This window comes from uncultured Coprobacter sp. (genome assembly GCF_947855755.1).
Lineage (GTDB): Bacteria > Bacteroidota > Bacteroidia > Bacteroidales > Coprobacteraceae > Coprobacter.
Genome location: NZ_CANUAR010000003.1, coordinates 168124 through 190171 on the forward strand (window position 1 = coordinate 168124; position 22048 = coordinate 190171).

Annotated in this window: 11 protein-coding genes; 5 read left to right on the forward strand and 6 right to left on the reverse strand. The window is 38.0% G+C overall.

The genetic code is table 11. The annotated features are described in order from the left end of the window. The first annotated feature begins 295 nt into the window (after positions 1-295). Positions 296-808: a sigma-70 family RNA polymerase sigma factor gene (locus Q0093_RS03390; RefSeq protein WP_294176612.1), complete on the forward strand. Its 513-nt coding sequence runs from the start codon at positions 296-298 to the stop codon at positions 806-808. A gap of 81 nt (positions 809-889) precedes the next feature. On the opposite strand, the gene Q0093_RS03395 is transcribed toward Q0093_RS03390, so the two are convergent. The 6 genes from Q0093_RS03395 to Q0093_RS03420 all read right to left on the reverse strand — a co-directional run bounded on the left by Q0093_RS03395 (position 890) and on the right by Q0093_RS03420 (position 12315). Then, on the reverse strand, positions 890-3271 hold the full coding sequence (locus tag Q0093_RS03395; protein WP_297928441.1) for an endonuclease: 2382 nt from the start codon (positions 3269-3271) through the stop codon (positions 890-892). Positions 3272-3273: 2 nt separating this feature from the next. Further along, entirely contained in the window at positions 3274-4344 is a 1071-nt protein-coding gene (locus Q0093_RS03400) for an endonuclease (RefSeq protein WP_297928442.1), read from the reverse strand. A gap of 12 nt (positions 4345-4356) precedes the next feature. Next, a complete protein-coding gene (locus tag Q0093_RS03405) occupies positions 4357-6414 on the reverse strand; it encodes an endonuclease (protein WP_297928443.1) in 2058 nt (685 codons plus the stop codon). A gap of 328 nt (positions 6415-6742) precedes the next feature. Further along, a complete protein-coding gene (locus Q0093_RS03410) occupies positions 6743-7666 on the reverse strand; it encodes a magnesium transporter CorA family protein (protein ID WP_297928444.1) in 924 nt (307 codons plus the stop codon). A gap of 350 nt (positions 7667-8016) precedes the next feature. Continuing rightward, the gene (locus Q0093_RS03415; RefSeq protein ID WP_297928445.1) at positions 8017-9147 is read right to left on the reverse strand and encodes an ATP-binding protein; all 1131 of its coding nucleotides are present in this window, start codon (positions 9145-9147) and stop codon (positions 8017-8019) included. A gap of 657 nt (positions 9148-9804) precedes the next feature. Then, positions 9805-12315, reverse strand: a complete 2511-nt coding sequence (locus tag Q0093_RS03420; RefSeq protein ID WP_297928446.1) for a hypothetical protein — start codon at positions 12313-12315, stop codon at positions 9805-9807. A gap of 264 nt (positions 12316-12579) precedes the next feature. Here Q0093_RS03420 and Q0093_RS03425 point away from each other — a divergent pair, with 264 nt between their 5' ends. From Q0093_RS03425 to Q0093_RS03440, 4 genes are all read left to right on the forward strand, one after another. Beyond that, the gene (locus tag Q0093_RS03425) at positions 12580-14196 is read left to right on the forward strand and encodes a GxGYxYP domain-containing protein (protein ID WP_297928447.1); all 1617 of its coding nucleotides are present in this window, start codon (positions 12580-12582) and stop codon (positions 14194-14196) included. A gap of 233 nt (positions 14197-14429) precedes the next feature. Next, positions 14430-16697 carry a GH92 family glycosyl hydrolase gene (locus Q0093_RS03430; protein ID WP_297928448.1) on the forward strand — a complete coding sequence of 756 codons (2268 nt, stop codon included), beginning with the start codon at positions 14430-14432 and terminating at the stop codon, positions 16695-16697. Next, positions 16687-18966 (forward strand): GH92 family glycosyl hydrolase, encoded by a 2280-nt coding sequence (locus Q0093_RS03435; RefSeq protein ID WP_297928449.1) that lies wholly within the window; start codon positions 16687-16689, stop codon positions 18964-18966. The genes Q0093_RS03430 and Q0093_RS03435 overlap by 11 nt, the downstream gene beginning before the upstream one ends. After that, positions 18963-22037, forward strand: coding sequence for a TonB-dependent receptor (locus Q0093_RS03440; RefSeq protein WP_297928450.1), 3075 nt, complete (start codon positions 18963-18965; stop codon positions 22035-22037). Before Q0093_RS03435 ends, Q0093_RS03440 begins: the two co-directional genes overlap by 4 nt. Positions 22038-22048 lie beyond the last annotated feature (11 nt).

Genomic DNA, 22048 nt, shown 5'->3' on the forward strand with positions numbered 1-22048 from the left:
ATTTATTGGACAAGCTTTTAGAAACTTTATTTCCATTTTTTTTCGCTTTTTTCTTGTGGTAAATCTGTTATTAAAAGAGGTGTCTTTTTATTGTTATATGTATAATCGTTTTTGCATTATTATGTGCATAATAGTGGATAATATTGCATATTTATTTATATTGATGATTTCTTTATAAAATCTTTATACCCTACCTTATAATACTTACAATATACTTATAACTTCAATTGTACATTTGTAACATCCAAAAGGGAAATGGATTACAAATGTTTAATTTTTAAAGACAGATAATAATATGGACGAAAAAAAAATGACCGGTCTGTTAATCGGGATGCAAAAGAGCTTGTTCAATTTTGCTTATAGCCTGACCATGAATCGAGATGATGCTCAAGACCTGTTGCAAGCAACTTCTCTTAAAGTGCTTAGCAATGTAGAAAAATTAGTTCATTATGAAAATCTGAATGGGTGGATGTATACGATCATGCGTAATATTTTTATTAATGATTATCACCGTAACGTCAATCGCAGAACGGTTTATGATAATGAGGACGAAACAATAATGAAATCTGTTGCAAATGATCCTTCGGACGATACTCCTGAATCTTTATATAATGTCAAAGAAATAAATAAAGCGATCAATAATCTTTCAAAAGAATATCGTGTTCCTTTTTCACTTTATCTTGCCGGTTATAAATATCAGGAAATTGCCGATGAAATGCATCTGCCTATCGGAACGATAAAAAGCCGTATCTATATGACGCGTCAGCAATTGCAGTCTCAATTGAGAGATTACCATTATGAGAGGTAATTATGTGAGTGTGTGTTGTAAAAAGAAAAGAGGAAGCCAAATAATAATCGGCTTCCTCTTTTTAGTTTTGCTGAACAGTGTTTATCGGTTTATATTTATTTTTATAGTTTTTTCGTCAGAGAGGTTTTTTATTAAATATACTCCGGCAGAAAGGGGAATGCGAATATTTCCGTTTACTTCGTATCGGTTTATATAAGCACCGGTAATATCATATATTGCAAAGGTATTTTCTTGAGGAGATTCGATAACCAGTTCATTCCGAAAGCTATATATTTTGAAGAAAGAGCCCTCGGTTTGTGTAATTCCGTCGGGGTTATCATAATCGCTTATTTCTATATCGTCGATATTGATGCGGTCTCCTTTATCCTTCACTATTTTGATTCGGATGTTACCCGGCTCGTTAACTATGTATGTAAATTTTTGCAATGTATTTGTCAATGTTTCCGACTTTTGAATGGTTTTCCAAGTCGACCCTTGATCGGTTGAGTAAAACAAACTGAAACTACCGTCGTTATCGCTACTGAAATTTGCACCGTATAGAGAAATCATGCCGATACCTCCCGGTTTATCTTTAGTCGTTTCGATCGACCCTTTTATACGAGCCGATTGTTTTCCGTTCTTTTTATCTCCCGGTTGAGTCCCGATTAGGGAATTTTCCATATACCATTCTGTAGCTGTACATTCGACATTCCCATTATTGTAGCTTCCTTTTGTTCCATTCTCAAAAGTTTCGGAAAATGCTTTTTTTATTTCGATAACTCCGGATAAAGGTTCGGATTCTTCTTCTATTTCGGATGAAGATATCGTTAAATCGGCAGAATAATTTCCCGGTGCTTCTGAAGCCGATAGGCGGACATAAACTAATCCGCCTTCTGCAGGAAGGACAAGTTGAGTATTCCAATCTTGTTGATTTACCGATAATTCGAACGGACTTTCAGTATTTATTTGCAATGGGAGCGAAGTGTCTGTTCCGGATATTCGTATGCGTTTGCTGTCCGATGCGTAACCTGTTATTGTAGTGAAAAGCAGGTCTCCGTCTTCTAAATCGGATTCTATATGAGGATTTAACGGCAGAGTCTGAACAGTGATCGTATTGGATGTCAAGCCTCCTCCTGATAAACTGTAGTAGTATTCTGTGTCGGGCGTTAATCCGGATATTTCCATTTTTGTCGTATTTTCATCGACTATTTTCGGGAATCCCGGAAGAAGAGAACCCGATGAGTTTTGATATACCGTAAGAGATATATCCTGTATGTGCGCCGGATTTATCCAATTTGCCGTAAATGAATTTTTTGTAATGTCCGTAGCTTGAAGAGCAGGAATGCCATCGACGGCTTCGGCTTTTAGATTTACATTAGAAACCAAAGATCCGCAAGAAACGGTTAAACTTCCTTCTGACCGTCCTTCTGTTGCCGTAGTATAGGTAAGGGTAACATTTTTCCCGGTTTTTCCTTCTTCTGCCGTGATCGTTTCAGGAGTGACAGAAAATCCAGTACCGCTTACCGATAAGGAAATATTCCCTTCGGGATTGCGGACCTTTATTAATAATTCCTGGGATAAAGGATAATTGATGGCGGTCATGCCGAGGTCGATTTCCGATTTATCTTTGGGAGAAATAATTGTCGGTTCATTATTATCCTCAGGATACCATTCCGTCTCTGTTTTATTTCCCCAGATATATTCGGCAAGTTCGGGATGATCGACAAACGGATTCCGGTTTCCTTGTATTTTATAGACTTTGTCATTCCGGGCTATTTCCCAGTCATCGACGGGATCTTTTTCGCACCACTCCAATAACATTTTTATCGTCCAATCCTCAAAAACAGGATAGGTGTTATTATCGAGCTGGTTTACCGAGTTTCCTGTCCATTTTTCGCTGAAATCTTCATAACAAGTAACCATGTACATATAAATGCGAGCAAAATCTCCTTTATATTGGTCGCTCGGTTCCCATGCCGTTATTTCGCCGCCGGGACGACTTGAAGATTTCCCGACTTTGATTACTCCGTTATCGTAAGTCGTTTTTCCATCGACTATCGCCATAGGCCAGCTTCCTTTACTTGAATTGGCTTTTGAATTGGACGGTCTTAATTGCTGTATATCTTTATATGCTTGATTCTTTGTACCTCCCCACCAGCTCTTTGCGAAAGAATGTTCTATATTCATTCCCGATCCGGCAGAATTTCCGTTGGCTTTTACTCGGTTGGGCGAATACATATCTACATAATAACCTTCATCATCGACGTCCGTTTGAACGAAACCAGACCAAGTTTTACCCGCTCCGCTGCCATAGTCTAAGACATCGGCTTTTCCTATAATTTTGTGTAAGGCCGTTTTTAGTTCGGCTTTCTTTTTCCCAAATGCACTATCGTAATATCCGTCAGGAATCTGTGCCCATAATTGTAAAGATATTCCGAGAAAAAGTAGAAAAGAAATTTTTACTTTCGAGAACATACCGTTCATAGTTAAAGTCTTATTTTTTGTGTAATGATGTGTTTGTCGTTTTGAATTTTCAGAATATAAATACCTGATTGATTTGCCGGTATATATATTTCTCCTTGTCCGTTTTGGGATTGTATCAAAGTCCCGTAAGTATTATATAGAAAAACATGTACGGGAACAGAAGTCGTGACGACTATTGAGCCCTCCCTTGTCGAGACATGTATAGAGTTCATATCTGCTTGGTTTATCGATGCTGACAGATTGAATGCTGTCCCTTTTTTGTTTCCCCAGATATATTCAACGAGTTCGGGATAATCGATAAACGGGTTGCGGTTATGCTGTTTCTTTTGAACGGCTTCGTTCCGGTCGATCTCTTTTGAATCTACTTGGTCGTTTCTGTGCCATTTCAACAAAAGATCGATTACCCAGTCTTTATAACCGGGATATGAATTTCCGGCAGTCATTTCTCCTCCGAACTGGGGAAATACATCTTCATAACACGTTGCAATGTAAAAGTAAGAACGGGCAAAATCTCCTTTATATTGGTCGTTAGGTTCGAAAACAGTCCCCGAATATCCGGGAAAGGTGCATGTCCCCAATTTGCTGAAACTATTATCTGATTTATAAATCTCGCCATTTGTTTCGCCATACGGATAATTACTTCGTTTATTATTGACAAGTTTATCAGTGGGGTAAACATTGAATAAATCTGATTTCATGTCCCCAGAGGCTTTTTCAAACCAACTTTGCGGGAATGAGTGTTCCCGATTATATTTATCGCCTTCTATAGTCCCTCCTGAACCTTTATCCTGATCTGTTACAAATGTGAAATTCGAAGTATTTGAGTACATATCCCAAACTTTTCCGTCCGAACGGGCATCCGTGTCTTTATAAGCATCCCACAATCCACTATATCCGACAACTTTGAATCCGTTATTACTGATAATTTGATATAAGGCAGTCTTCAGATCTTTATCTTTTTTACCTTCGATTGCATCATAATATCCATTAGGAATCTGTGCCCACAGAGTATATGTGGAAAGAGCAAGAAATAATGATATTATGCTTTGGTAAACAAAATATTTGATTTTCATAAAATGAAATATTTAATTTTCGATAATGACTTTATTGCTTTTACTTCCTTGCGGTGAGACTATTTTTACAATATAAACACCTGCCGTATCGATTGTATATTCTTCAAGATTTTCATCATGTAAAGTGCGTTCCAGAATCAATTGTCCGTCTATGGTAAATACATATACTTTCGTATTTGACGGGGCATTAGAGACATATAGTCGGTTTACATTACTATATATGACAGAATAACTAATATCTGTTATGTTGGGAAGAGCTGCAGGGTCATCGGAAGTCGTTACTTTGATTTCATTCGATTTCGAGGCGCTTCCTCCGATAGGAGTAACTGTGTAATAATATTCTGTAGAAGGAGTAAGCCCTGTTACTGTTTCGGAAAGGGTATTTCCTACTTGTTTGGGATAACCGTTTACTCGTACTTCTTTGTATCCGCCTCCTTTACTGATGATGATTTCTTCAACATAAATACGTTTGTCCGAAGAGGCTTCTAATTTTATTACCGAAGATGATGTGCCGGCCGGTAACGGCATCTTTTTTTCTATTTGGCTGCTGACATTCAGCTCATCTATCTTTTTACCATCCAGATAAATATATAGTGGTGCAGCTCCTTTATATGGCGCGGCTTTTATATATAATGAAGTCTCATTACCCGAAAGGTCGAGAGCCGGAGTAGAGATAGATCCGTCTCTACTTCCCGAAGCCAGGCGTATGCCGTTATCGCCTTCTATCGCAGCAAATCCGGAAGTTTCCCAGCCTTTAGGAATCTGGGTCAGTTCTTTAAAATTCGTATTTAATACTGTGACTTCCTCTCCTGAAGATGTATTATCTAAATAATAGACATCCAACAAGTATCCGGTTGCACCATTGGCCGCACTCCACTGTGCTGTAAAAGAATTACTGGTAATATTTATCGGGTCTAATGCCGCAAATCCGTCTATCGCTTTTCCGGTTAGGGTAACTTGTGTAGAATAGGCCAGGTCTTTTCCCGATATTGTCAATGTCGCGTTATTCAGACTGGCTTCTGTAGGAGAATAAGTTATAGTTATTTGTTTCCCGTCGTTGATATCCGATGCGGAAACGATCGTTTCCGATAGAGAAAAGAGTGCTGCATCTGCTCCGCTAAGAGTAAGAGTCAGATCATTCTCGATATTTTTTCCTTGTATGAGAATATTGTTGCTGACGGAGTGATTAAACAATGTAGTTCCAATGTTTATTGTCGATCCGCTTAACGGAGAAGTCAGGTAAGGATGTTCGCTTCCGTCAGGATTAAAAGGTTCGTCGGTCCTGTTCCCGAAAATAAGATCGACAAGTTCGGGATAATCGATGAACGGATTCCGGTTCCTTTGTTCGTTATATACGGCATCGTTTCTGACTATTTCTTTTTCACTTACAGCATCTTTTTGATGCCAGCGGAGCATCATATCCAAAGTCGGTTTGGCTAAGTGAGGAAATGAAGAACTGAATACCTGACTTTGCCAGTTTCCGCACTTATCGGCATATCGAGTGGCAATATAAAAATAAGCACGGGCAAAATCCCCTTTATACATATCGTTCGGTTCGAATACCGTTCCGGTTATCCCTGGAGTAGCGGATGTTCCCCACTTAGAAAAACCGTTTGCCGAAGAGCTGTATTTTGAGCCGACCTCTCCGAAAGGATTGTTTGACCTGTATCCGTTTATTTTCCCATCTGTCGGATATACCAGCCATGCATCCGATTTCATAGGACGAGCTTCATTAAACCAGCTTTGGGGAACTGAATGTTCCCGATTATAGCAATCTCCTTCGTTTTTATAGTTCCCGCATGTATTACTAAAAGAAAAATTTGTTATGTCGGAGTACATGTCCCAGACCTTTCCGTTCCGGTTATCCGAAGTTCGATAAACGGAATATAGCCCGTCATATCCGACATCTTTAGCCCCGTTATTTAGTATCGTAGATAATGCTTCTTGCAAAGCCTTTCCGCTTTTTCCTATAGCTTTGTCATAATAGCCTGTGGGAATTTCTTGGGCGCGCAAGGGTAACATGCCTGCAAACAATAGCCACGAAAAGGAATAAAGTAAAAATTTTTTCATATTTATATTTGTTAGGTATCGTTTATCTTTCTGAAAGAAAAAGGGTATCAAAATTAATATATATAAATAAGAAAGGAAAGATATTTACATAGAAAGTGCAAAGGATTTGAGTTTTTTATTTTTTGTAATATAGTAGTAACCTGATAATATTTTTTGTCGGAAAATTTAGACAGGCTTTTAGAACTTAGATAATCTCTTGATTCTTTTATAATAGAAAGTCTGTTTGAATTTTGTACAGATGTTTTGAAAAGTGTTTAATATAGAACCTTTTAGGGGCAATAAATATGTTGGAGTCTTTCTTAATTTAAGAAAAATTCCAACATAATAATTAAAACCAACGGCGTTTACGGAATAGCCATACACCGAAAGTAGATAAAGTGATTGATGCTATTAAAATGATAGGAAAGCCATACGGACTATTTTGTAATGAATTGGGTACGTTCATTCCGTATAGGCTTGCAATTAAGGTTGGAATCATGAGAATAAGGGAGATTGAGGTTAGCTGTTTCATGATATCTCCCATATTGTTTCCGATCACAGAAGCGTATGCGTCCATCATGCCGGCAAGGATGTCGCTATATATGTTTGACGTCTCAAGAGCTTGTCTCATTTCTATTTCCACATCTTCGACCTGATCGGGATCGATGTATTTACTACTTCTTTTATCGTGTTTGATCCTGTGTAACAGAATGGTATTCCCTTTTAAGCTGGTTATAAAAAAGACAAAACATTTTTCTATCTGCAACAGAGCCTGAAGCTCCCGGTTTTTAATAGATTTTTCTAATTCTTTTTCGCTCTCCTTTATGATGATATTCAGTTGTTTGAGATACTTCATATACCATACTGCCGCAGAAAATATGAGTTGAAGCACCAGATCATAAGGATTGTTGAATCCTATTTCTTTACGTTGATTATATCGAATAAAATCCCCTATCATTTCATTTTCGTAAAAACATACGGAAATGATAAGATCGTTTTTTAAGAAAATGCCTAAAGGAACTGTTGCGTAAGCATATCCGGTATCATGACCTTTCGTCGGGATACGAAGGATAATCATTTGCCATTCGTCCTCGTATTCGATACGTGGCCTTTCTTCAGGATCTTCTATGTCTTTCAGAAAAGACTCGGGAACATTGAGCTCGTTAAGTAGATAATCGATATCGATCTTGTCGGGTTGTTCGATATTGATCCAATAATTAGGCATCCAGATTTTTTCGGGCATAAGTTTTATGCCGTTCAGATAAGTCTTCATATACAAATCTCCTATACTTTTACAGGTAGAATTTGTATAAAATCCTACCCTTACGTTAATATTCCGAATGATAATCGTCCATTTTGTTTATTTTTAGAACGGTGCAAATATAATAAAATGATTGTTTCCGTGCTTTTTTATTATTGAAAATTAAATTAAGAATTTGATAAATGTAATGTGTTATATATCATCGAATCTTTTCCTGAATCTGATAATTCAAGGACGAAATGTAAGATATGCATACATATATTAATCTAGTATCTCATCAATTATATATTCAATTCTTTTTGTCATATTCTGATTTGTTATTCCATTATTGAATTTTTGCTAAAATCTGACAATATGCTACATTATATTCCCAATTCCTTTTTTAGCCACACTTTCATTACTGGGTCAGGAATGAAAACTCGGCGTTTTTCGATTTCTATAAGCTCTTTTTTGACCAAAGCTCGTTTTACTATACTAACATTAGCCGATGAACTAAGCTGATATTTATGTATAATTTCTTGTGTTGTGAATTCACTATGAACACCATTAATAATCGCTCGCAAAAAATTCATCTGATAAGTAGTAAGGCTTTCGGTCTGTTTTTCAAACAATGGAGTATTCTGGTCGATAATATCTTGATATGCCGCTTCAAAATCCTGCTCGGTAGCAATTCTATCCGTGTGTATCCATACCAACCATGCCAACTGCTGTACATAAGACGAGTGGTTATCCACTATTTGGCATATTCTTTCGGCCAATTTTTTTGAAATCTGCTTGCCTGTTGCTTCAAAACGACCGCATATATAATCGACCCAATCCGATGTCCCGATTTTCGACAAATATATGGCATCACCGAATTTATAGAATGGAAGGCTCTTTTTCTCAAAAAGCTCATTCATTAAATGCTTTTTACTGCCGAAAAGGCAATAAGATACTGATTTTTGTAGTTGCCATACGGTACGCAACCGTTTCTGAAATGTCTTGGAATCTTTGAACTCGGCTATCTGTTGAAATTCATCGATACATATCACAATATTATAGCCTTTTTTCTGTGCTATTTTTTCGGGGAGTTGTAGAATTTCGTCAATATCGTTGCTTTTGGGATTCATTTCAAGCGATATGGAGAAATCCGTCATTGGATCTGTACCCATTGATATTTTAGGACTGATTCGTGAAAGAAACAGCTTGGCATTTTCCAACCACTCATCTAACTTTGAAGATGTTTGTTTGAGAACAGCAGCTGCAAATGCATCATAAAAATCTCGGTCGCTACGACACGAAAAAATATCAAGATACACAACTTTCAATTTATCTGATTGCGCCAAGCGACACACTTTCTGTACCAATGAAGTCTTGCCCCAACGACGAGGCGAAATCAGTACAGTATTTACACCATGTCGAAAATTTAGCAACAAACGCTCAGTTTCTTTCTCTCGATCGGTAAAGTTATCGCCTGATGTTGCGACTCCGAATATAAAAGGCTTATTCTCCATAATTTTCAAATATTACTTTGGTGCAAAGATAGGTAATATTGTTATTACTAACAATATTATTACTAATAAAACTATTTTCAGGAAGTGCAAAGCCATATCCACTTGATCTTTTTTATATTTATCGAATGGCCTTTATAAATGAAAATCATCAAACACCATCTATTGGTGGTTGGACTACTAATGTTAACAATGGAAAAATTATGCGAGATCAAATTTATTTTGCTCCAAATAGCAGTATTTCTAATATGGAAACTATAGATAAATTTTAGAAAAAAGTTTGTGTCATGTGATATTTGAAAGGAATATCACATAGAGATTTTACAACTTTGACTTTTTTCAATTTTTAATCATATCCCCCATTAGCATTATTGGCAAATGTCATAAAAATAATGCTACACTAATGAGTTTTTCTGAATATCCCTTTTTATTCAAATCTATGTTTATTCACTATCGTCTAAGAGCCTGTTTAAATTTTACTTGAGTGAAATTTAAACAGGCTCTTGCTAATATTCCTAATTGCAGTTGGGAATTCTTTAATAGCATATATTTCCTCATTATGTGTTTTAGGTTTGCCTTATGACACGAAATTCATTTTGCGCTATTTTCTTTTATTGATAAATGGATATATAAAACCGATTAATAATCTGTAAGATATACTTAATGACATATATCATTAAAAGATTTATTATACGGAGTCCCTAACAACTGTTCATATTCTGAGCAGAATGTATCATAAGTGCTCTTCGCCAGTCCTACTTTACCATTTTTTACCAATACATTACATTTTAAGTGTATGGCATTTTCATCTGTAGGGTCGAATAAGAAAATAATATCCGCAATTTTAGTAAGAAGTCTGAAATCTGTCAGATTCCCTGATTGCACGATATTCCATAGCATATCTTGGACATAATTGGCGTAATCGGATTTGAAAGAATCGACCCAGTCTTGATTCAGATATGGCAATGGTAATCCGTTAGCGATGAGATGCAGTACATCATATAATTTATTTACTTGAACCTTTGATTGTTTTTGTAATTTTTTCAGACTCTCGAAAACCGTATAATAGTCGCAAAAGAACGGTTCGCTGCATTTTGTCGCCCAATAAGTATTTGTATTTACTAATTCGATTCCCCCTATTTCTTCGAGCAAAACTTTTAATTTCCGAATGGTAACCCGGCGGTTGTTCTGTGCGCTTTCATCGCTTTTGTCTGCCCACAAAATTTCACACATGGTAGAATTGGAAATTCCTTTTCCGTTTTTCTGTGTGTAGAGAATGATCAATATAAGTAAATATCTTAATGTCGGAGTAAATGATTTGGTTATATCGTTTCCGTTTTTATCCCACACTTGAAATCCTCCAAGAAATAATATTGCCGATCGATTTGGAATTGCTTCGGGAACATATTCTTCCATGTTTAAAATTACCGAATCTTGAACTGTGGATTTTTTCTTTCTTTTATATATTATGAATAGTGCCGTTCCTATAATCAAAATAATTGCCGTTGCGATATATAACCACATAAAGTCGGCCTTTTCCCGGGCTGGTTGAATAATGCTCGCTGCAGATAATGGTGGATATAGCAATGAATATACGGATATTTGAGATTTGTCTTTTTCGTGAAAAATGGTTACGGCATATAATTTATTGTCTTTCTTGCTGTAAAATAGAGAGCAGTATGCATTTATATCTTCGAATGGATAGGGAATCGTATCTGCTAATGTCTGGGAGTATCCATTGCCTATATCGAATGATTTCAGAACGATATGACTATTGCTTCGGTTGTTAGGGAAGCAAAGCGTATAAAATAAATTTTCGGTTGTATCTACCACCATGGCATTCGATACGACAAAAGGTTCTTCCTGTTTATCCAATGACCATAACTTCTTTATTTTTCCCGTGTAGGGATCTGCTTCGTATAAATCATAATAATTATAAGGTCCTAATTCTTGTAATCCGCTGACGTGACCGTATCCTCCGAATATCAGTATAGAGTTTTCCGATTTTATGCCTAATGCGCTCAGATAACGAGGAGGAATCGAATCTTTCATATCGATTTTTTCCCATTTCGATTCATCGGAATATAGTTTGAGAAAATCATTTTTATAATGATATTCACCATATCCTCCGAATATGTATAAATTGGAATCTTTGGGAGAAATAAAAGAGTTATGGTGAGTATGGATAGGGTTCTTTGTGTCTTTATTAGCCTGACTCCACTTATGGGTTTTAAAGTCGAATCGGGAGATGATGGGACCGTCAAAATCATAAGACCATAGTTCGTTTGTCGAGGGTTGATAAATTAACTGGTTCGAGCTCACATAGTACGGGTTTCCCGATTGTACGAGGATTGTATCTATGCGGTTATCGGTCAAATGGTAAACGAGAATTTGTTTTTGATCTGCAAAATAAAGTATATTATCTTTTTCGTTGAAGGCAATTTGAGTGTAATGTCCCGAAACGAAAGATCGTTCTTTTTTCCATTGTGTATGTTTATCTATTTCCCAAATAGGATTATATACTTCTGCTGTTCTGTAAGAAACCGAATCATATACTTCTGCAATTTGATGCTCCCTTAAAGGCCAGTATGCTTCGGTTTCTCCTTCTGGGTTCTCGATACGGATATTTCGGATTGCCATTGGAGGAACGTCATAAGAGATAAAGTCCGGATGACTGCAATATCCGAATTGAAAACGGTATCGGGACAATTTTTTGTAATGATATGGAATCTCGATTTCCTCTCCATTAAACGATATAGTTATTTTTTCTGTTTTGGGGTCTATACCGAAATGAACCGTAACCCAGCTGTTTTTTTCGTATTGTTCCAATATCCGGCTGCTAAAAGGAGCGAATATTCTGTTTCCTTCGATAAAGCTTAAAGATTTCCGTCCGTCAGAATAGTTGGATACTAAATCAAAGCATACTGTATCATTGGCTATGATTCTAAAAATATATCCGTAATTATGCAATTCAGTTCTGAATCGCAATCCGAAATTCAAAGAAAATCCTTCAGGTAAGCGAAACTCTTTACCATTATTCAACAATAAAGAAGTCCTTTTTTCTTTAATTACTTCATGGGATGCAAAATTTAAACCGGAAGAGATATCCGTTGCTGAAATATGTAAAAGGAAGAAGAATGACAAAATAGAAAATATGAAAATTTTCTTCATGGCTTTTGTTGATGTATAATGTGTTCCAACAAAGATAATGAATATATTTAAAAGACTAAAACAAAAAAAATAAAAAGGAATACCGCTTTTTGCTTTTTGGGAAAATTAATGAATAATTTCCGTTTCTGTTTCTGTAAATTTCAGAGTAGGACTCGGTTATTTTTTATTCATTCTCTTATTAATGAATAATTAATGAAGGTGGATGCAGGTTGGAAATATATTTGTCATACGATATTTATTTGTTGTTTTTTTAAATTAGTTGAGATGAAAGGCACGAGCAAAATTCCTTTATTTTTATTATTTGTTATTCTGACCGGTTGTTCTCTCCGTGTCTCGAAACCGAAATATGAGAGCAGTTTAGCTCCTGAATCAGGACAATTTTTTAAATGTAAAATGTCTTCTGAAATCTGGGTTGCCGATTGCCGTAAGGATTCGGCATTGTCGAAGATGGTGGCTACGGCGGTTCAAGGGGTTATTAATCAAGATTCGGCAGAGGTATATCTGTTTCTTGGAGATCATCACATTCGTCAGTTGAATGATACGGAGCGAAAATATACGGTCCTGAATAAATATCCGAAAACCGGAAATGCCGGATTACAATCATTGTTGGATAAATATTTACATAGATTTTCTCATATATATATATGGGATACAAAAAAAGATTGGACGTGGAATATGGCTTTGATGCTTTCTTCCCGAAACAAAGGTATTCCGTTAACGCGGGAATATGCCGATTGGGTGCTAAAGCAGTATGATTGGAAAGGTGAAATAATCGATTTGTCAGAAAAATGGATGAATAAAGAGGCTGCTTATAATTGGGCTATTGCCGAATTGATGCCGTTATGTCATAAAAATATTCTTTTCTCGGTAGGTTTGAGAGATGATTGGCGCGGAGCTCCTTGGACTTTGTATGATTATGCTACTGCATCCGGAGGATTTACTTTCTGGTTGGATGATGCGCAAAAAGATGAGCAGCAAATAATTCGGAATATTTGTATTGCGGGTAAGTACAACCCCGGATCGATTGTTATGGGGTATGCCAAAAGCGGAGATGACTTATTGGCTACAGTCAATAATTATGGAATAGGTTATGTTGTTAGTGATTATTATGCTAATGGAAGTTTCTGGAGTGCTTATCCTAACAAATCTTTTTATCAACCTAAAGGAAAAGCCCGAAAGGTAAAACCCGGTAAAATATATGTCAGTATCATATTTAGTGACGGAGACAATCTCCAGTTCGATCAAAACGCCCTGTATTTGATGTGGGAAAATGATTCGTTGCGGGGAACTGTTCCGGTCGGCACTACTATGGCGGCAGGTTTGCAAGAAATCAATCCGTTTTTACTTGAGTGGTATTATAAGCATAAAAGCGAGAATGACGAGTTGGTTGCCGGTCCATCGGGGTATCAGTTCATTTACGGACGGGATTACCAGAAAGAGGGTTATGAATCGTGGTTGGAAAAAAATCGCTGTTGGCTTGCATCGGCAGGTTTTCATACAGCTTGTTTCTGGCATGCTACATTCGGAAGTCATTGTTTCGACCGTTTTATAGAAACAGCCGGATTGCAGGGGATATTTGATGGTGACGATAAAACCGGCATCGCATATAAGAATGGGGTGATAATCATGAATCAGGGAGAGCATATTTGTAAAGAAGGCGAATTGTATAATGCCTTGATAAAAGTCAATGCAAAAGAAGATGAACCTGTTTTTGTAAATGTATATCCGATTGCTGCCGATTATGGGCGTGGTGGAGGAATTGCAAAATTGAAGCGGGAGATAGACCGTTTAGAAAAAGAGCGTCCGGGCGTTTATGAGTATTTGTTGCCGAAAGATCTTGCTGCATCTGCCGCTCGCTATTTTGATAAGAAAAAAAGATAATCATATTTGTTTAATGTATTATAAATGATTTAGTTATAAGATATATTTCTTTGAGTAAAAAGATTGTATGGAACTGAAAAATTAATGAATTATTAATGGTGAAAGAAAGAAATTTCGGCTTTGTTTATTGTTAAATCGAGATTGAGTCATTTCTGTTAATGATAAATTAATGATCTTTTCTATACTATAATAATATATTCGTAACACATTTATGCTTAAGAAAATATTGAGCCATGAAGAATTTTTTAACGACAGTTTTAGTTTCGCTTTTTACAACATCTTTGTTTGCAACAGAAGTGGTCGATTATGTCAATCCTCTCGTCGGGAGTATGTCGAAAAAGCTGCTTTCTACGGGGAATACCTATCCTGCTGTTGCTTTGCCTTGGGGAATGAATTTTTGGACTCCTCAGACCGGAGAAATGGGCGATGGCTGGACGTATGTTTATACAGCTGATAAGATTCGAGGTTTTAAGCAAACTCACCAACCGAGTCCATGGATAAATGATTACGGGCAGTTTTCTTTAATGCCTGTTACCGGTTATAAGATAGGACAGGAAGAAAGAGCCAGTTGGTTTTCCCATAAAGCGGAGATTGCTACACCTTATTATTATAGTGTATATCTTGCCGACCACGATATTACTGCAGAATTGACTCCCACCGAACGTTCGGCAGCATTTCGTTTCACATTTCCTGAAAGCGATAGTTCTTATATTGTAATTGATGCTTTTGATAACGGTTCTTATATACAGGTGATTCCCGAAAAGAAGGCCGTAATAGGATATACTACGAAAAATTCGGGAGGTGTTACTCCGGACTTCAAAAATTATTTTGTGATCGAATTCGACACCCCTTTTGTTTCATCCGATATCTGGAGTGACGGTAAGGTCGTTCCCGGAAAGAAAAAATTGGATGCCAATCATGTAGGTGCTATGATCGGATTTAAAACTCGTCGAGGACAAATCGTTCAGGCCAAAGTAAGTTCTTCTTTTATCTCTTTTGATCAGGCATGGTTAAACTTAAAAGAACTGGGAGATGGGAATTTCGAACGAATTAAAAAGGACGGGCGTGATCGCTGGAATGATATATTGGGTAGAATACAAGTAGAAGGCGGTTCGATAGACCAATACCGTACATTTTACTCTTGTTTCTATCGTTCGGTTCTGTTCCCTCGTAAGTTTTATGAAATAAATGCACAAGGAGATCCCGTTCATTACAGTCCGTACGAAGGGGGTGTGAAAAAGGGTTTTCTTTATACGGATACCGGTTTTTGGGATACTTTCAGAGCCTTGTTCCCATTTCTGAATTTGATGTATCCTTCTGTTAATGAGGAGATACAGGCAGGATTGGCGAATGCTTATAAAGAAAGCGGATTTCTTCCCGAATGGGCAAGTCCCGGACATCGTTTTTGTATGGTCGGTAATAATTCTGCATCGGTGGTTGCCGACGCGTTTTTAAAAGGAATAGGAGTGAAATATAGTGAAACGCTTTATGATGCATTATTAGCGGCTACAGATAAAGTACACCCGGATGTTCCGTCGACCGGAAGATGGGGAGCTGATTATTATAATAAACTCGGTTATGTCCCTTATGATGTAAAGATTCCGGAAAATGTCGCCCGTACACTTGAATATGCTTATGATGATTGGTGTATCATGCAGATGGCTAAAAAGTTAGGACGTCCTGAAAAAGAGATCGAACTTTTCCGTAACCGTAGCCTTAATTATAAAAACGTATTCGATAAGAGTCATAACTTGATGCGTGGGAAAAATCAAGACGGTTCTTTCCAAACGCCATTCAATCCTTATAAATGGGGCGATGCTTTTACAGAAGGAAATAGCTGGCATTATACATGGAGTGTCTTTCATGATGTACAGGGACTTATCGATTTGATGGGCGGTAAAAAGACTTTTGTTCAAATGTTGGATTCCGTATTTGTCGTTCCGCCTATATATGATGACAGTTACTATGGATTCTGTATTCATGAAATCAAAGAAATGCAGATTATGAATATGGGCAATTATGCACATGGAAATCAGCCCATACAGCACATGCTTTATTTATATAATTATGCGGGAGAGCCATGGAAAGCGCAATACTGGATAAGAGAGGTAATGGATCGGATGTACACGGCAGCTCCGGATGGTTATTGTGGCGATGAAGATAACGGACAAACTTCGGCTTGGTATGTGTTTTCTGCTATGGGATTTTATCCGGTTTGTCCGGGAACAGATCAATATGTAATCGGGACACCGCTTTTTAAGAAGATGACCGTTACTCTTGAAAATGGTAAAAAAATAGTTCTGAATGCTCCTGACGTAACTAAGGAGAATCGCTATATAAAACGGATTAAAGTAAACGGAAAAGAATACACACCTACATGGTTTTCATATTCCCGATTAAAACAAGGAGCTGTAATTGATTATGAAATGAGTAATGTCCCCAATAAAAAACGGGGTATAGATAAAAAAGATTTTCCCTATTCGTTGAGCAATGAAAAATAATTTAATGATGAAAAGTTTCTTGAGTATATGTTTGGCAGTCGCATTTCTGGCATTGTCCGGTTGTAGTGACAAAAATGTGACGAGCCTTACCCGCTGGGTTGATCCTTATATCGGCACGGGAGGACATGGGCACACCTTTTTGGGGGTAGCTGCACCTTTCGGGGCTTTGCAGTTAGGACCTACGAATATAAATAAAGGTTGGGATTGGTGTTCAGGATATCACTATTCCGACTCTGTGTTGATCGGTTTCTCACATCTGCATTTAAATGGGACGGGATGTTGCGATTCTGGAGATTTGTTGTTTATGCCTTATACCGGTGAGATGAGGAAAATAGCCGGAACACAGGAAAATCCAACTTCGGGTTACGGTTCGCATTATTCTCACGATCGGGAAAAAGCACAGGTGGGATATTATTCGGTTGTGCTCGATGATTATGATATTTTGGTTGAATTGACGGCAACCGACCGTGTCGGTTATCATCGCTATACTTTCCCGAAAGAACCGGGAGGAAAACAGTTGATGATTGACCTGAAGAGCGGATATGGAGATGATAGAACATTGGAAAGTTTTATCGAACAGACCGATGAATACACAGTAAGCGGTTACCGTTTTTCAACGGGTTGGTCTAAAGGTGTACAACAAATTTACTTCACAGCAAAATTTTCTTTGCCTATTTCCGTTATATTATTAAATGACACAACTGAGGTTTCCGGAAAATCTCTGAAAGCTCAGGGTGTGAAGGCAAATGTCCGTTTTGCGGATGATGTAAAAGATGTTCAGGTTAAAGTAGGTATTTCTCCGGTCAGCATTGAGAATGCGGCACAAAATATAGTTTCGGAAATCCCGGAGTGGAATTTTGAACAAGTTGTCGCACAAACGACTGATTCGTGGGAAAAAGAGTTGTCAAAAGTCGTCGTAGAAACAAATGATACGGTAGCGAAACGTATTTTTTATACGGGTATGTATCATGCGTTTCTGCAACCGGTACTTTTTAATGATGTAAATAACGATTACAGGGGGGCCGATCGCCAAGTATATTCCAATGCACCTTTTAAAAATTATACGGTATTCTCATTGTGGGATACCTATCGAGCTGCACACCCGTTATATACGATACTGCAACCTGAACGAGTTTCGGATTTCGTGAAATCCATGCTGGCTATTTTCGATCAGAAAGGATGTTTGCCTGTATGGCATTTATATGGATCGGATACTTATGAAATGATCGGTATACAGTCCGTTCCGGTAATTGCAGATGCTATTTTAAAGGGGTATAATACATTTAACTATGAGCAGGCTTATAATGCCATGAAGCAGTCAATGCTAAGTGATTATAAAGGTCTGAATTTTGTACGTGAAAATGAATATATACCGGCAGATAAAGAAGGAGAAAGTGTTGCTAAAGGTTTGGAGTATGCATTGGCAGACTGGTCGGTGGCACAAGTTGCGAAGAAATTAGGTAAAGAAGATGATTATAGGTTGTTTATGGAAAGGGCGGGATATTACCGCCATTATTGGGACCCTTCAGTTCGATTTTTCCGGGGTAAAAATGCTGACGGAAGCTGGCGGGAAGGTTTTAATCCTTTTCGTTCGGAACATCGGGCTGACGACTATTGTGAAGGGAATGCCTGGCAATATGCATGGCTTGTCCCTCACGATGTCGAAGGGTTGATTAAATTAATGGGAGGCGAAGAGGCGTTCGTACAAAAGTTGGACTCTCTTTTTGTTTTGAATGAATCCATGGGTGAAAAGGCTTCGGGAGATATCTCCGGACTTATCGGGCAGTATGCTCATGGAAATGAACCGGGACATCACATTACATATTTGTATACGTTGGCAGGACAACAGTGGAAGACTGCAGAGAAAGTGCGCTATATCCTTAAAAATATGTATAGCGACCAACCAGACGGATTGCAAGGGAATGAAGATTGCGGGCAGATGTCTTCTTGGTACATTTTTTCTGCATTAGGTTTCTATCCGGTTGTGCCTGCAGGCGGTGACTATATTTTGGGTTCGCCGTTGTTTGACAAGGCTGAGATTTCTTTGCCGGAAGGAAAGAGTTTTAAAATTGTTGCATTGAATAATATTCCGGAAAATAAGTACATACAGTCGGTCAAGCTGAACGGAAAACCTTATGAAAAAGCTTGGATTTCACATGAAGATATTATGCAAGGAGGAGTTTTGGAATTGACGATGGGTAATGCCCCTGAAAAATCTTTTGGAGTTAAAAAACAAGAATTATTATATACTAAATCTGAAATACAATGAAACATCTAAAAGTGATGATTTTACTGTTTTTGGCAGGGCTACCGCTCTCTTTGATGGCGCAAGTGTCCGACATAAACGGTGTAGTGAAAGATGCTGCGGGTGAACCGCTCATCGGTGTGAGTGTAATTGTAAAAGGTTCTAAAGTCGGAACGGCAACAGATGTCGATGGACATTTTTCTTTAAAAGCAGATAAAGATAAGGCTACTTTGGTTTTTTCCTTTGTCGGATTTGAGAAAAAGGAAATTCCGGTGAAAGGGAAAAATAACCTGATCGTAGTTCTGAAAGAGGATACTAAGCTTCTGGACGAAGTCGTTGTCGTAGGTTATGGAACTCAAAAGAAACAAGAGATTACCGGTTCTGTAGCATCTATTAACCGGGATGAAATTAAAGCTGTTACTACTGCAAACTTAACAAATGCCTTACAGGGAAAAGTACCGGGCTTGAATATCAAGCAAAATTCCAGCGAACCGGGTAGTTATGATAACAGTTTTAATATTCGTGGATTAGGATCGCCTTTAGTTATTATTGATGGTATTCCTCGTGATGACTTCGATCGTCTCGATCCGAATGAAATCGAGTCGGTGTCTGTATTGAAAGATGCTTCGGCTGCCGTTTACGGTGTGCGAGCTGCGAATGGAGTCGTGTTAGTTACTACCCGTCGTGGAACAAAAGGTAAACCGGAAATCACATTGAACGCTTCATACGGTATACAGAATATTACCAAATTCCCGAAATCCGTAGATGCTTACGGCTATATGGAACTTTATAATGAAGCGATGGCCAATCGTGGAGAGACTGTTCCGACTTATGACCCGAGTTTGGTAACTTCGGGCTCACCTTATGCCAATATCAACTGGTTCGATCAGGTCGTCCGTCCCACAGTGCCGCAGTGGCAGATAAATATGAATATTTCAGGAGGAAACGACCGTGTACAATATTTCAACAGTATCGGTTATTACTCGGAAGAGGGATTGTGGAAAGCGAATTCATTGAATTATGAACGTTATAATTTGAGATCGAACATTACGGCAAAAATAACAGACCAGTTGACTGCCGAATTCCAGATAGGAGGATACTATGACGATAAGGATGCTCCAGCTTATTATCCTAGTGAGATTTTCGATGCTGTTTCGGCACAGGTGCCTATTTATGAAGTTTATGCTAATGGTAACCCCGATTATTTAGGGTATCAATATAATGATGAAAAAAATGCTTTGATAAAAAGTTCGCAGGAATATGGTGGATATCGTCGGACCAAAAACTTGCAAGTTCAGGCAACCGCTTCATTACGTTGGGATATACCTTGGGTGAAAGGTTTGTCGGCAAAAGCACTTATTGCTTATGACCCTAAATATCATACAGATAAAATGCTCAAGAAGCAATATAAAACTTATAAATACAATGCCGACGCGAAATCTTATGATGTAGTAACGACATCTTCTTTGGCAAGTGTGACGGAATGGCGCAGTAACACGGCAACTCCGACAACACAGTTGTCTTTGAACTATGAAACTTCGATCAAAAATAAACATAATTTGAAAGCTTTATTATTGTTCGAAACTCGTAAATGGGAAACTTCCGAGTTGAGCGGTAGCCGTAATACGTTGATGGATGCCGTCGATCAGATTTATGCAGGATTGGTAGATGATGCTCGCAGTGTAAATGGTTCTGCTGACCGTAACTCCAATATGGGGCTTGTCGGACGTGTGGATTATGACTTTTTATCGAAATATCTGGTTCAAGCAAGTTTCCGTTTAGACGGATCTTCAAAATTCAGAAATAAGAAATGGGGATTCTTCCCATCTCTTTCTGTCGGTTGGCGTCTTTCTGAAGAATCGTTTATTAAAGATAATGTAGATTTTATCGATAATTTGAAAATTCGTGGTTCTATCGGTAAGATGGGGGATGACAACACTGATGCTTACTTGTGGATGATGGCGTTCGACTATCCGGGTGGTGATAAATACGTATTGGGTGATCAAGGTCTTATTCCGGGTGTCGGGATGCCTCAGATACCGAACTATGATGCTACATGGTACACATCTACGACAAAAAATATCGGTTTCGATATGTCGTTATGGAGAGGTGCTCTTTCTGTTGAATTCGACTTGTTCCGCCGTGATCGTGACGGATTGTTGGCAAATCGTATAGTTTCTGTTCCGGGAACTTTCGGAGCTACATTTGCAAAAGAGAATATCAACTCAGATATGCAATCGGGTTTTGAATTAGTGTTGGGACATGAAGGAAAAGTTGCTGATTTTACTTATCATATCTCAGGAAACTTTACCTATACTTTAGCTCGTAATAAATATATCGAAAGCACTCCGTCCGGAAACTCTTATGATAATTGGCGCAATAATCAGAATAATCGAAACAGCAATATCAAATGGGTATATGATGTTCGCGGACAATTCTCCAGTATGGATGAAATTTACAGGAATCCGGTTTTAGACGGTCTTTATACGCAGTATTCTTACCTTCCCGGAGACTTGATGTATGTCGATTATAATGAAGACGGTATTATCGATGAATGGGATAAACAACCTCTTCTTAGGGGGAATACTCCGGTGATGAACTACGGTCTTACTCTTGGCGGACAGTGGAAAGGTATCGATTTGAATGTGACATTCCAAGGTGCAGCTATGTTTAATGCTAACTTGACTGACCGGCCATTGCAATTTGGCGGATCATGGGATATTTTCATGGATCGTTGGCATAAAGTCGATGCAGAAGGTAATCCCGCACCGTTCGATAGTGAAGGAACATGGGTGGCCGGACGTTATCCGTCGACTCGTTTACAAGATCCTCAAAACTACGGACAGGAATCTACATATTTCTATAATAATTGTAGCTACTTACGACTCAAAAATCTTGAGTTGGGTTACACATTGCCGAAACAATGGACGAATAAAATCGGGATCAGCAATCTTCGTATATATGCAAACGGGTTTAACTTATTCACGATCTGTTCTAAAGATCTGAATTATGCCGATCCTGAAAATCCCGGAGGTTCTCTTGCCCGGTATCCGATTATGAGAAACTTTAATTTTGGTGTAAACGTAACATTCTAAAGGCTAATATG